Below are 13,528 nucleotides of genomic sequence, written 5' to 3' on the forward strand. Positions count from 1 at the left end.
GGGATGATCATTCGATGATCTCGTCGGCGGTCGCGAGCAGCGTCGGCGAGACTTTGAGTCCAAGTGCCTTGGCTGTCTTGAGATTGACGATCAATTCGAGCTTGGTCGGCTGCTCCACGGGTAAATCGCCGGGCTTCGCACCCTTGAAAATCTTGTCCATCAGCGAAGCAGACCGGAAATAAAGGTCCGGATAATTTGGACCATAGCTGAGCAGTCCTCCGGCATCGACGAATTCCCGCGCGGGATAGGCCGTCGGGATCCGGTACTGGCTCGCCATTTCGACGATCATGGTCGCATTGGCCTGCGTAAGCCCGTCGATGCCAACAGAAACCGCATCCATCTTGCGGTCATGGGCGGCCTCCATCGCGCGCTTGATGTCGCCTTCGCGGCGAACGTCGAACAGCTCTACCGAAAGAGCCAGCGCAGCGGCGACCGCTTTGACCTGCTCCCATTGCTGAGCAGCGACAGGGTTGCCCATGTTTTGCAAGAAGCCGACCTTGGAGATCGAAGCAAACGTCTGCTTGAGCAGTTCGATCCGCTTGCCGGACAGCTCGGTAACGAAAGCACTGAGGCCGGTGACGTTACCGCCGGGGCGCGCGAGCGTCTCGATCGCGCCCATGCCCAAGGGCTCGCCGATCGCGCACATGACGATGGGAATTGTCGCAGTCGCAGCCCTTGCCGCCTTGGCCGCCGGCGTGCCTCGGGTCGCGATCAAGTCGACGTTCAACTGAACAAGTTCGGCAGCGAGGTCCGGGAATCGTTCGCCATGTCCGTCGGCCGAACGATATTCGATCCGAAGGTTCTTTCCCACGACATAGCCGCGCTCGCTGAGGCCGAGCCGTAACGCACCGAAGTTCGCCGCGTTCGATGACGCCGGCAGCGTTTCCAAAATGCCGATCCGGTAGACCCTGTTGGTCTGCGCAACGGCGGCAAGCGGCAATCCGACAGCCGCGCTGCCAACCGCAAGGACGAACTCCCGCCGCCTCATGCCCGCCATACCGCCCTTTTGACGCTTCAACCGAGCGCCGCTAGGGCCAGAATATCATGACGCCATACGAAAGAAACAGCGGGCATGACTGCAAGACCGCCGTTCCGGAGCATCCGTTCACGTCGGCTTCAGCGCCTTTGCACCGAGATCGAAGTCCGCAATTTCCTTGGTCCGTTGCGATTCCGCACCGGCCCTGTGGTCGGTGGCGAGCGCCACATAGACGGCGGGCAGCACGAACAGGGTGAACAGGGTGCCGATGGTCATTCCGGACACCACGACCAGCCCGATCGAGAACCGGCTGGCCGCGCCGGCGCCGGTGGCCGTCAGCAATGGAAACAGGCCTGTCACCATCGCCGCCGTCGTCATCAGGATCGGGCGCAAGCGTACCCGGGCCGCCATCTCGATCGCCGAGCGCTTGTCGAGCCCCTCGTTGAGCTGCAGTTCATTGGCGAACTCCACCATCAGGATGCCGTGCTTGCTGATCAGGCCGATCAGCGTCAGCAGGCCTACCTGGGTGTAGATGTTGATCGTCGCCACGCCGAAGAACAGCGGGATCAGCGCGCCCGAAATAGCCATCGGCACGCTGATCATGATCACCAGCGGATCGCGCAGGCTTTCGAACTGCGCCGCCAGCACAAGGAAGATGATGATCAGGGCGAAGCCGAAGGTGATCGCGAGCTGGTTGCCTTCCTGCACGTATTGCCGGGAGTCCGCGAGATAGTCGTGGCTGTAACCGGACGGCAGTTTCTTTGCCGCCTCTTCGAGGAAGTCCACCGCCTGACCGACGGTTACGCCAGGCATCGGCACCGCCTGGAAGGTGGCGGAGTTCAACTGGTTGTAATGCGTCAGCGCATTGGGATCGGTCGCGGTCTCGACCGACACCAGCGTCGACAGCGGCACCTGCTGGCCGGACAGCGTCGGCACGTAGTAATTCGCCAGCGACTCCGGCGACAGCCGCAAGCCCCGCGGCACCTGCGGAATCACCTGGTAGGAACGGCCTTCGAGATTGAAGCGGTTGGTATAGTTGCCGCCGAGCAGCGTGGCGAGGGTACTGCCGATCTGCGCCATGGTGATGCCGAGATCGTTGGCCTTGGAGCGGTCGATCTTCACCCGCACTACCGGCTGGTTGAAGTCGAGATCGCTGTCGGCGACGATGAATAGACCGCTCTTGCGCGCGGCGTCCTTCAGCTTGACCATCTCCTCATAGACCGCCCGGAAACCGTTGGTGGAGTTGATCACCATTTGGATCGGCAACCCCCCCGGCCCGCCGGGCAATGGCGGCAGGTTGAAGGCGAAGGCGTTGACGCCCTCGATCTTGCTGAGCTCGGCCTGCACCAGGGGCTTTAGCTTGATCGAGGAACGCGGGCGCTCGTCCCACGGCTTCAGCAGCATGCCGGCGATGCCGTTGCTTGGCCCCGCGGTTCCGTTGATCACGAAACGCAAATCGGTTTCCGGGAAAGCGGCGAACGCCTTGTCCATCTTGGAGCTGTAGAAATCGGTGTAATCGATATTGGCGTATTTCGGCGCCTTGACCACGGCGAAGACGATGCCCTGATCCTCCTCGGGAGCGAGCTCCTTGGACGTGTTCATATAAAGGAACGCCACCAGCCCGAGGATGGTCAGCGCGAACATTCCGGTGATGGGGCGGTAATCGAGCGAACGGTCGAGCTGCCGTCCGTACCAGCGGGTGGTGGCGCCAAAAACGCGGTCGACCTTTTTCGCGAACCAGCCGCCTTGATCGTTTTTCAGCAGCACCGAGCACATCATCGGTGACAAGGTCAGCGCGATCACGCCGGACACGATGACGGAGCCCGCCAGCGTAAAGGCGAATTCGCGGAACAGCGCGCCGGTCAGGCCGCCGAGGAATCCGATTGGCGCATAGACCGCCGCCAGCGTGATGGTCATCGAAATCACCGGACCGACGATCTCGCGGGCGCCCTGCAGCGCCGCCTGCACCGGTGGTTTGCCCTCCTCCAGGTGCCGATGGATGTTCTCCACCACCACGATGGCATCGTCGACCACAAGGCCGATCGCCAGCACCATCGCCAACAGGGTGAGCAAATTGATGCTGAACCCCATCACCAGCATCAGGCTGCAGACGCCGATCAGCGACAGTGGAATGGTGACGACCGGGATGATCACTGAGCGGAACGAGGCGAGGAACAGGAAGATGACGATGACCACGATGACGACCGCCTCGATCAAGGTCATTTGCACTTCGTCGATCGATGAGCGAATGAATTTGGTCGAGTCGTAGGCGACCTTCATATGCAGCGAAGGCGGCAGGTTGCGTTCCAGTTCCGGAAACAGCGCGCGGACGCCGGTGACGATATTGAGCGGGTTGCCCTGCGGCGTCGCCTGCACGCCGATGAAGATCGCGCGTTCGCCGCTGAAGGCCACGCTGGCGTCGGTGCTCTGGGCCGACAGCTCCACAGTCGCGATGTCCTGCAGCCGGACGAAGCCGCCGTCCTTGGCCTTGATCGTCATACGCTTGAACTGCTCGACGTTCTGCAGATCGGTGTTGGCGGTGACGTTGGAAACGATGAAATAGCCTTTGGTCTGGCCCGCCGCGGCCTGGAAGTTATTCGCCCGGATCGCTGCGGCGACATCGTCGGGCGACACGCCGCGGCCCGCCATCCGCATCGGATCAAGCCACACCCGCATCGCAAAGGTCTGGCCGCCGAGAATATCCGCGGATGCAACGCCGTTCACGGTCGACAGGATCGGCTGCACCACGCGGGTGAGATAATCCGAGATCGCCGAGCCCGAAAGCTCGTCGCTGGAGAAGCCGATATACATCACCGCCGTGGTCTGGCCGGTCGATTTCAGGATGACAGGGTCGTTGGCTTCCTTCGGGATCAGGTATTTGACCGAGTTGACCTTCGCCAGCACCTCGGTCAGCGCCTGGTTCGGATCGACGTTGAGCTTGATGTAGACCGAGATCAGGCTCTGGCCCTGGGTCGAGGACGACGTCATGTAATCGACGCCTTCCGCCGAGGCCACCGCCTGCTCGATCGGCGTGGTGATAAAGCCCTGCATCAGGTCCGGCGAGGCGCCGGGATACACGGTCGTCACGGTGATCACCGTGTTCGACAGCTTTGGATATTGCCGGATCGGCAGACTGGTCGCGGCCTTGAAGCCGATCAGCAGGATCAGCAGGCTGACGACCACCGCCAGCACCGGGCGCTTGATGAAGATATCGGTAAAAGCCATCACGGGCGCTCCGGTCTCAGTTCAGCGGCGGTCTTGCCGGCACCGGCGGCGGCGGATCGGGGGAGATCGCGACCGCCGAACCGGATTGCAGCTTGAGCTGCCCGACCGCAACCACGCGATCGCCGGCCTTCAGGCCGCTGGCAATCACGACGCGCCCCTCGACCCGGTCGCCGGTACGCACGAAGGTGCGCTCGACGGTCAGGCTGGTCTTGCCGTCATCGGTCTTGGTCTCTTTGATCAGGTAAACCGAATCGCCATACAGCGTGTAATCGACCGCCGTTTCGGGAACGGTAATGACCGCGGGCTTGTCCGGCAGCACCACCGTCGTGGTGGCGAACATGCCGGGCTTCAGGACGCGATCAGGATTGTCTATCGTGGCCTGGATGCGGATATTGCGCGTGTCGGTATTGATCTGCGGCTCGATGGTGGTGATCTTGCCTTCGAACTTGCGGCCTGGATAGGCATCGACCACGACGCGCACGGTCTGCCCGACCTTCAGCGTCGCGCTTTCCTTTTCCGTCGTGGTGAAATTCGCATAGACCGCGGACAGATCCGTCAAGGTCACGATCTGCGTGCCCGCAGTCAGGAACTGGCCGACCTCGACGTGGCGCACGCCGAGTTCGCCGTCGAACGGCGCACGGACCAGCTTCTGCGAAATGATCGCCTCGGTCTTGGCGATGCCGGCATTGGCCTGGTCGAACGCGGCCTGCGTGGAATCGACGGTGGCCTGCGGTCCGAACTGACGCGACGCCAGCTGCTTGGCGCGGTCGAGCGACAACTGCGCCACCGTGGCCTGGGCCTTGAAGCTCGCAAGGTCAGCCCGTTCCGGGGCATCGAACAGCTGAACGAGGGGGCTTCCGGCTTTGACGTGGGAGCCGGCCGTGAACATGATGTCGGTGATGCGCCCGCTCACATCCGAGGTGACATTGACCTGATGCACGGCGGCAAGATCGCCGACCGCCGTGAGCAGGTTGGGAATGACTTCGGATTTTGCTTCCGCGACGGTCACGGTGGCCGGCGGCGGCTTGTTGGTGGCGAAGAACTGCGTGATCATCTTGGTGCGAAACGCGTTGAAGCCGACGAACCCGCCCACCAGCAGCGCCAGCAGCACGCCGACGATGATAAACCACTTCACAGTACGCACCGGGCGGTGCCGCGGTTTTTCCTCGACCGCCGAGCGGGCCGACGCGTGGCTGTTTTCCATCGCAATCGTCATGTCATGCACTTTCCGCAATTACCGGCAGCCCGAAATCTGTCGACAATTCGCGATCCAGATGCGAGGCGATGGCCGGTTCGTTTAATCCAATTCCGCGCAGGATAAATTCACACGCCTGCCGTTCGAGGCCGGTTGCTTCGGCGTAGGTGAGGCAGGGAACGGCCGGAAGCTGTGTCAGCGCCATCATCAGCACGGTATGATGCGCGAACCAGAACAGGTTCAGCGGTTCGCGCCCCACCGGCGAAGCGTCCCCCGCAGCTATCGCCTGCTCCAGCGAAGCGGTGAAGGCCGGTCCGATCAGGTCGCCGATCTTGTCATACAACAGACGCGCGAACTCTCCGTCATCCAGATGGCTGTTAGTCATCAGCCGCAAACGTTGTGCCTCTTCCTGGTCGGGCGCGCGCGACACCTGCAGGAAATGCCCGACCATGCCACGTACCAATACGACCAGCGTTTCCGTCGATGGCGCCAGTCCGAGCAGCTTGTTCAGGGACGGGTCGGCTTCGCACTCTTCTGCGAGGATTTCCGCGTAGAGCGCCGACTTGGTCGGGAAGTGCTTGAACAGCAAACCCTCCGAAATTGAGGCAGCGGCGGCTACGCTCTTGGTCGTGGTGCCGGCAAAGCCGTTGCGGGCAAAGCAACGCTTGGCCGCGCTCAGGATCAGTTCCCGGCGCAAATCGCTGGTCATGCGCAGTGTGCTCATCGTCGTGAGTAAGCACTCACTTGAGCAAATGTCAAGGTAATTGCTGCGATGCAGCGACAACGTGTCCCGGACGCGGTGCGGCATTCTTATGCCGCTCCGCAGAGCCGGGACCGTACCAAGCACCGGCGTTCGTTACGGCCCCGGCTCTGCAGCGCACCACGCCGTGAAGAACGGCGCGCTGCGCTGCGTCCGGGGCACGTCAGATCGGCCGGTAGCCCAGCGCCCCGCGGATTCGGTTCACAATGAACGCGCCGTCGCGGCTGGAGAGCACGCGTTCCAGGTTGGCGGGATCGATCTTGACCGAGGCGAAACGAGGCCCGCTGGAGATGTCCTGCATCTGCGCCGCAAAGGTCTCGATCTCGGCCATGATCGCCAGCGTGCGGCTGTCGGCGATACCGCAGCAGCGGGCGATGCCGACGAGGTCGACGGTCGCGGCGGTATGGCTGGCTTGGCCGCCGGTCTCGCCATAGACCTCGTTATCGAGCACGACGATGGTGAGATTCCCAGGCTTCTGCAGTCCGACGGTGGCCAGGCTCCCCATGCCCATCAGCATCTCGCCGTCGCCGGTGATCACCACCACCGGCAGCGTCGGCTGCGCCAGCGCAATGCCGAGCCCGATCATCACCGCACCACCCATGGCGCCCCAGAGATAAAAGTTGCGGTCGTGATCGCCGGCAGCCGCAATATCGTAGGTCGAGGCGCCGAGGCCGCCGACCGCGATGGCGTCCTTGCGGCCTGCGAGCAGGCTTGCGACGACGGCGCGGCGTTCGAGGAGATTGGTGTTGCTCATTTGATAAAAACCTTGGCCCCGATCAGGCGTTGCGACAGCAGGACGGCCGTCGGCGTGCAGGCATTGTAGGCCTGCCCCGCGCCGGCTTCGACCACGTCGCGCACTTCATCCGGCGAGGAGGCCCTGAGCACCTTGATGCCCGACAATTCGAACACGCCCGCCGTGCTCGACCCCATCGGCACCTGCCAGGGATTGAACTCGCCCCATTCGCCGCGCATCGTCACCAGCGTCAGGAACGGAAAGCGGAAAATCTGCGTCAGCGACAGCATGTTGACGCAGTTGCCGACGCCGCTCGACTGCATCAGCAATACGCCGCGCTGGCCACCCGCCCAGGCGCCCGCCAAGAGCGCCACGCCCTCCTCCTCGGTGGTCAGCGGCACCGCGCGCATCGAGGGCGCGCCGAGCACGCGCTCGATCAATTGCGAATGCCCGGCGTCCGGCACGTAGGGCACCTGACGGACGTCGAAGCGATGCAGTATCCCGAAGATGTCCTCGGGCCAGGATTGGGCGTTTTCGGCAGGCGCATCGGCGCGGGCGTGCATTTTCATTTCCAGTGGGATCGTTGTATTGCGGAGCGGGACTGTAGCCGGGCTAGCGGCTTGCGAAACAGCGAAAACGGCATATCGGTCCGACCGAAAGAGTATGGCAGCATGGACGCAAACGCGCGAGATCTGGCGGAGAATTTCGACATCGAAAAACTGACCCCGGAGTTTTACGCCAACCCCTACCCGACCTATCGTGCACTGCGGGAGCATGCGCCGGTCAAGCGGTTGCCGAACGGCAGTTATTTCCTGACCCGTTACGACGACCTGGTCGGCATCTACAAAAGCACAAAACTCTTCTCCTCCGACAAGAGACGCGAGTTCGCGCCGAAATACGGCGGCTCGCTGCTGTACGAGCATCACACCACCAGCCTCGTGTTCAACGATCCGCCGGCGCATACAAGGGTGCGGCGGCTGATCATGGGCGCGCTGTCGCCGCGCGCCATCGCCGAGATGGAGCCCGACCTGATCGCGCTGGTGGACCGGCTGCTCGATAGGCTGGCCGCGAAAGGCGATGTCGAACTGATCGAGGATTTTGCCTCGGCAATTCCGATTCAGGTGATCGGCAACCTGCTCGACGTGCCCATGGACGAGCGCGAGCCGCTGCGCGACTGGTCGCTGGCGATCCTAGGCGCGCTGGAGCCGGTGATCGGTCCGGACGTGTTTGCGCGCGGTAACAATGCCGTGCGGGATTTCCTGGCCTATCTCGAAACGCTGGTCGAACGGCGGCGGGCAAAACCCGGCAATCCCGAACGCGACGTGCTGACAAAGCTCATCCAGGGCGAGGACAATGGCGAGCGGCTGACCGCGAAGGAATTGCTGCATAACTGCATCTTTTTGCTCAACGCCGGCCATGAGACGACCACCAATCTGATCGGCAACGGGCTGGTGGCCTTGTCTGGAAACCCCGTCGAGAAGGAGCGGCTGATCGACAATCCCGCGCTAATCAAAACCGCGATCGAGGAGTTTCTTCGCTACGAGAGCTCCAACCAGCTCGGCAACCGCGTCACCACGGAAGCGGTCGAGATCGGCAGCGTGCAGATGCCGGCCGGCACCTTCGTCACCTTGTGCATCGGCGCGGCCAACCGCGATCCTGCGCAGTTCACCGATCCGGAAAATCTCGACATCGGCCGTACCCCGAACCGTCACCTTGCGTTTGCCACCGGCCCGCACCAATGCGCCGGCATGGCGCTGGCGCGCCTCGAAGGCGCGATCGCGATCTCGCGGTTTCTGGCGCGGTTTCCCGGATATGAGCTGAACGGCGCGCCGGTGCGCGGCGGCCGCGTGCGGTTTCGCGGATTTTTGAGCGTGCCGTGCAGGATTAATGGATGACCTCATGGTGAGGAGCGCGCTCTTGCGCGCGTCTCGAACCATCAGCGCTCGCGGCCATCCTTCGAGACGCGGCCAAGTGGCCGCTCCTCAGGATGAGGTCACTTCAAATCACCGTCCGATGCCGCTCGATGCAGGTTCGCAGCACCTCATCCATCGGCCTGCTCCACCAGTCATTGGAGAAAATCTCGATCTCGGAATAGCCGGCAAAACCCTGCGCTTCCACCGCGCGGCGTACCGACGGAATATCGATCACGCCATCGCCCATCATGCCGCGGTCGTTGAGGATGTCTTTGGTCGGCACCACCCAGTCGCAGACGTGGAACGCCAGCAGGCGATCCTTGCCGGCGCGCGCGATCTGCGGCATTAGTTCAGGATCCCACCAGATGTGATAGACGTCGAGCGCGACGCCGAGGGCGCCCGAGCGCGCGGGGTCCAGCCGGTCGCAGATGTCCAGTGCCTGTTTTGTCGTGTTCACGCAGGCGCGGTCGGCGGCGTAGGCCGGATGCAGCGGCTCGATGGCCAGCGGCATGCCGGCCTGCTTCGCATAGTCCAGCATCTCGGTGATGGCATCGTCGACCTGGGTTCGTGCCTGCGCGATGTCCTTCGACGGCGCGCTCCCGGGCCGTGAATAGTGCGGTAGCCCGCCGGCCACCAGCACGATGCACGGCGCGCCCAGCGCTTTTGCTTCGTCGACCGCGCGGCGGTTGTCGTCGCGGACTTCGCCCCGATGCGCGTCGTCCGAGGTGAACATGCCGCCGCGGCAATAGCCGGACAGTTCGAGTCCGGCGTCGCGGACCAGCCGCACCGCGCGATCCAGCCCGATGGCGGCGACCTGGTCGCGCCACGGATCGATGGCGCGGATGCCGTGCCGCGCACAGGCGTCGACGATCGTGGCAAGGTCGCCCTGCTTACGGACCGTCGCCGTGTTCAGCGACAGCCAGCGATGATCGGCGGAAAAATCCCGCATCAGGCCTCGACGCCGCGGGTTGCCAGCACCGTCGTCATGCGACGCGTCGCCAGTTCCGGATTTGCCAGCAACCCGGCCTTGTCGGCCAATCGAAAAAGCTCGGCGAGGTGCAGCGTCGAGCGCGCGCTCTCCTGCCCGCCGACCATCGTAAAATGATCCTGATGGCCGTTCAGATATGCCATGAACACGATGCCGGTCTTGTAGAACCGGGTCGGTGCCTTGAAGACGTGGCGCGACAGCGGCACCGTCGGCCCGAGCACGTCGTGAAAGCCCTGCTCGTCGCCGGCCGCAAGCCGCGACAGCGCGTAGGATGCCGCCGGGGCGATGGCGTCGAAAATGCCCAGCAGCGCGTGCGAAAAGCCTTGGCTATCGCCGGCGATCAGTTCGGCGTAATTGAAATCGTCACCGGTATACATTTTTACATTCTTGTCGAGCCGGCGGCGCATGTCGATCTCGCGCTGCTTGTCGAGCAGCGAGACTTTTACCCCGTCAACCTTGGCGGCGTTGGCATTGACGATGCCGACCGCGATATCCATCGCGGTGCCGAGGTCTTGCGTGCCCCAATAATTGGCCAGCGCCGGATCGAACATGTCGCCAAGCCAGTGGATGATCACAGGCTCGCGCACCTGCGACAGCACGCGGTCATAGACCTTGGCGTAGTCGTCCGCGCTGCGGCCGATCCTCGCCAGCGCCCGCGAGGCCATCAGGATGATGCGGCCGCCGGCTTTTTCCACGGCCGCGATCTGCTCTTCGTAGGCGCGGATCACGTCGTCGATACCTTTCGCGTCTTCCGGCGCGAGGTGGTCGGTGCCGGCGCCTGAAAACACCAGCGCGTTGCCGCGCCTCTTCGCGGCGGCCACCGAGCGCCGGATCAATTCCAGCGAGGTCGGCCAGTCCAGTCCCATGCCGCGCTGCGCGGTGTCCATCGCCTCTGCCACGCCGAGGCCGAGGTCCCAGATGTGCTCGCGGAATGCGATGGTGCGTTCCCAGTCGATGGCGGCACTGAGCCACGGATCGACATCGGCAAGGGGATCGGCCACCACATGCGCGGCCGAGAACGCCACGCGGTTCAACGTGCCCTCGAGTTTTGAAGGAAATGTCCGCGACGCCGCCAGGCGATAGGTCTCGATCGAACGATCGGCCTTCGGCAGCTTCAGCGACAGCGACGACATCGGCAAAACCGGCTTGTTCATGGTCCCGTCCTCACACCTTGATCGGAGACACGTCGATCCAGCGACGTTCTTTCCAGCTTTGCAGCGCGCATTCCGCCAGTTGCACGCCCTTGGCGCCTTCGAGCAGCGTATATTTGTACGGCGCATCCTCGCAGACGTGGCGGATGAACATTTCCCACTGTTCCTTGAACCCGTTGTCGTAGGTTGCGTTCTCCGGAACCTTCTGCCAATCGGCATAAAAGTCGTGGGTGCGCTTCTCGTCCGGATTCCACACCGGCCGCGGCGTCGCCTGCCGCGCCTGGATCACGCAATCGCTGAGGCCGGCGACCGCGGAGCCGTGGGTGCCGTCGACCTGGAAGGTCACGAGATCGTCGCGATACACGCGCGTCGCCCAGGACATATTGATATGCGCGATCACGCCGCCCTTCAGTTTGAAAGTGGCATAGGCGGAATCATCGGCGGTCGCCTTGTACTTCTTGTCCCTCTCGTCCCAGCGCTCGGGAATGTCGATGGTGCCGAGGCAGGAGATGCTCTCCACCTCGCCGAACAGATTGTCCAGCACGTAGCGCCAGTGGCAGACCATGTCGAGAATGATGCCGCCGCCGTCCTCCTGGCGATAATTCCACGACGGACGCTGCGCCTGCTGCCAGTCGCCTTCGAATACCCAGTAGCCGAATTCGCCGCGCACCGAGAGCATGCGGCCGAAGAAACCGGAATCGCGCAGGAACGCCAGCTTCTTCAACCCCGGCAGGAACAGCTTGTCCTGCACCGTGCCGTGCTTGACGCCTTTTTCATTGGCGAGTTTTAGGACGTCGATTGCTTCCTGCAGATTGGTCGCGATCGGCTTCTCGCAGTAAACATTCTTGCCGGCATTGATGGCCTTGGTCAGCAATGATGGACGCGCCTGCGTGGTCGCGGCGTCGAAAAAGATCGTGTCCTCCGAATTGGTCAGCGCCTCGTCGAGATCGATGGTCCAGCGCTGCACGTTGAACTGCTTTGCGAGGCGTTCGACCTTGTCGGCGTCACGGCCGACCAGGATGGGATCGGGCATCACGCGGTCGCCGTTCGACAGCTTGACGCCGCCCTGGTCGCGGATCGCGATGATGGAGCGGACTAGATGCTGGTTCAGCCCCATGCGGCCGGTAACGCCGTTCATGATCACGCCGAGGCGCTGCGTCGTCATATCGTCTGCTCCTGAAGTGTTGTTGTTGTTGGGTTCTGCAGCGGCTTTAGTGCCGCCCAGTCCAGATGCGCGCCGGATGCAAAGCCGGACGAAGTCAGCGATCCCGTCAGAAGATCGCCGTCGTGGATCGACAGCCGGATGGTGTTGCCGTCGCGGATATAGAGATCGGGATGCGCCGACAGGAACGCCTCTGCCTCGTGGGCCGGCGTGTTGGCAAAACCATCGACATAGTGGTGGCCGTTGCGCTCGGCATGGGTGACGCCGATCAGCGCGCCGAGCGCAAGGTCCTGCTGCACGGCAAGCCCGGCCTGACAGGTCAGGTCTTCGCCGCTGATGAAATATCTCTCGCCGCCTGCGTTCCATTTTTTCGCGCGAGTGGCGTTGACGATCGATTTGTAGATGCCCTTGCAGGATTTCGAGGAGATGCCGCGATAGCCGAGCGCTTTCGCGCCCGGGAACGCATCGTAGCTGTCGTCGGCCTCGTCGATGATGAAATCGCGGCTCGACAATTTGCCGAGCTGCGACTGCCGGGTGATATCGCGCGGCATCGGCTGTTCGATGTAGAGCAGTTTTGCCGCAATGGGCTTCAGCGCGCCGTCGCGGTCGAGGCGATCTACCAGCGTACCAAGCGCGGCAAGGTCGGCGTATTGCTCGTTGGCGTCCAGCGTCACCTGGTGGTTGTAGGGCAGCCTGGCGAGCTCTTTGCCGATCCGGATCAGCCGTGCGGCGTCCAGTTCCGGATTGCCGTTGAGCTTCAACTTGAAATAGCGCGCGCCGGAATTCTGCTCGGGGTCCGCGACGCCGCCCTCGCCTTCTATCCTGTCGTCGAGACCGACGGTGTGCCGGACCGCGACGCGGTCCAGCCGCCGACGTCCGGCCAGAAATGTTGCGATCTCATCATTGCCCAGGTCAGGCGTGAGGCTCGCGTCGATCCCTGCAACATTCGCCGCCATGCCGTCGAAGAAATTCTTGCCCAATGCGCGCAGCAATGCGTCCAGCACCGCCTTGTCGATTTCCGCGGGGCCGTACCCCGCCGCGAGCGGCGGGATGTCTTGCTTCGAACAGGCCGCGACCTGCGCGCCGATCCGCGCGGCGTGCAGGCCGAACGCGGTCTCGAAACCATTGCGCGTGAGATACAAATCGCGCGCGATCATGAGCGAGCGCCGCAATTCGGCGGCCGTTTCTTCGGATGACAGATGCGGCCGCTTGTCGAACCATTTAGGCGCCAACAATTCCGCGGTTGCGCCGACCGACCTTCCCTTGCCTTCGATATCGATTTCGACGCGAACGAAAATCTGCGTCGAGGCATTGATCGTCACCGCGCCGAACCGGAACGGCCGCACGAACGGGACCGGACGCTCGAAAAACGCAAGTTCGCGCACGACAAGTTTCGGCGCCATCATCATCGGCCTCAATCCAGCG

At 63.1% G+C, this 13,528-nt stretch carries 11 protein-coding genes; 1 reads left to right on the forward strand and 10 read right to left on the reverse strand.

Annotated elements, in window-relative coordinates:
• Nucleotides 1-7 precede the first annotated feature (7 nt).
• The 6 genes from VGP39_RS21460 to VGP39_RS21485 form a co-directional block, all read right to left on the reverse strand.
• Nucleotides 8-997 (reverse strand): ABC transporter substrate-binding protein, encoded by a 990-nt coding sequence (locus VGP39_RS21460; protein ID WP_327570105.1) that lies wholly within the window; start codon nucleotides 995-997, stop codon nucleotides 8-10.
• A 108-nt stretch (nucleotides 998-1,105) separates the two neighbouring features.
• Nucleotides 1,106-4,201, reverse strand: coding sequence for a MexW/MexI family multidrug efflux RND transporter permease subunit (locus VGP39_RS21465; RefSeq protein WP_327570106.1), 3,096 nt, complete (start codon nucleotides 4,199-4,201; stop codon nucleotides 1,106-1,108).
• Nucleotides 4,202-4,217: 16 nt separating this feature from the next.
• Nucleotides 4,218-5,417, reverse strand: coding sequence for an efflux RND transporter periplasmic adaptor subunit (locus tag VGP39_RS21470; RefSeq protein ID WP_327570107.1), 1,200 nt, complete (start codon nucleotides 5,415-5,417; stop codon nucleotides 4,218-4,220).
• Between the two features lies 1 nt (nucleotide 5,418).
• Nucleotides 5,419-6,120 (reverse strand): helix-turn-helix domain-containing protein, encoded by a 702-nt coding sequence (locus VGP39_RS21475; RefSeq protein WP_327570114.1) that lies wholly within the window; start codon nucleotides 6,118-6,120, stop codon nucleotides 5,419-5,421.
• 199 nt (nucleotides 6,121-6,319) lie between these two features.
• Nucleotides 6,320-6,910 carry a thiamine pyrophosphate-dependent enzyme gene (locus VGP39_RS21480; protein ID WP_327570108.1) on the reverse strand — a complete coding sequence of 197 codons (591 nt, stop codon included), beginning with the start codon at nucleotides 6,908-6,910 and terminating at the stop codon, nucleotides 6,320-6,322.
• Complete coding sequence (locus VGP39_RS21485; RefSeq protein WP_327570109.1) at nucleotides 6,907-7,452, reverse strand: phosphonopyruvate decarboxylase; 546 nt, start codon at nucleotides 7,450-7,452, stop codon at nucleotides 6,907-6,909. Before VGP39_RS21485 ends, VGP39_RS21480 begins: the two co-directional genes overlap by 4 nt.
• Nucleotides 7,453-7,560: 108 nt before the next feature.
• Here VGP39_RS21485 and VGP39_RS21490 point away from each other — a divergent pair, with 108 nt between their 5' ends.
• Entirely contained in the window at nucleotides 7,561-8,784 is a 1,224-nt protein-coding gene (locus VGP39_RS21490; RefSeq protein WP_327570110.1) for a cytochrome P450, read from the forward strand.
• 103 nt (nucleotides 8,785-8,887) lie between these two features.
• Here VGP39_RS21490 and VGP39_RS21495 read toward each other — a convergent pair whose 3' ends face one another.
• Genes VGP39_RS21495 through VGP39_RS21510 form a run of 4 tightly spaced genes read right to left on the reverse strand, consistent with a single transcriptional unit; the run spans nucleotide 8,888 to nucleotide 13,506 of the window.
• A complete protein-coding gene (locus VGP39_RS21495) occupies nucleotides 8,888-9,751 on the reverse strand; it encodes a sugar phosphate isomerase/epimerase family protein (RefSeq protein ID WP_327570111.1) in 864 nt (287 codons plus the stop codon).
• Complete coding sequence (locus VGP39_RS21500) at nucleotides 9,751-10,944, reverse strand: dihydrodipicolinate synthase family protein (RefSeq protein WP_327570112.1); 1,194 nt, start codon at nucleotides 10,942-10,944, stop codon at nucleotides 9,751-9,753. The genes VGP39_RS21495 and VGP39_RS21500 overlap by 1 nt, the downstream gene beginning before the upstream one ends.
• 10 nt (nucleotides 10,945-10,954) lie before the next feature.
• On the reverse strand, nucleotides 10,955-12,106 hold the full coding sequence (locus VGP39_RS21505; RefSeq protein ID WP_327570113.1) for a Gfo/Idh/MocA family oxidoreductase: 1,152 nt from the start codon (nucleotides 12,104-12,106) through the stop codon (nucleotides 10,955-10,957).
• Nucleotides 12,103-13,506 (reverse strand): hypothetical protein, encoded by a 1,404-nt coding sequence (locus VGP39_RS21510; protein ID WP_327570115.1) that lies wholly within the window; start codon nucleotides 13,504-13,506, stop codon nucleotides 12,103-12,105. The genes VGP39_RS21505 and VGP39_RS21510 overlap by 4 nt, the downstream gene beginning before the upstream one ends.
• Between the last annotated feature and the right edge of the window lie 22 nt (nucleotides 13,507-13,528).

Origin of the sequence: Bradyrhizobium sp. (assembly GCF_036009065.1) — a bacterium.
In the GTDB taxonomy this organism is placed as follows: Bacteria; Pseudomonadota; Alphaproteobacteria; order Rhizobiales; family Xanthobacteraceae; genus Bradyrhizobium.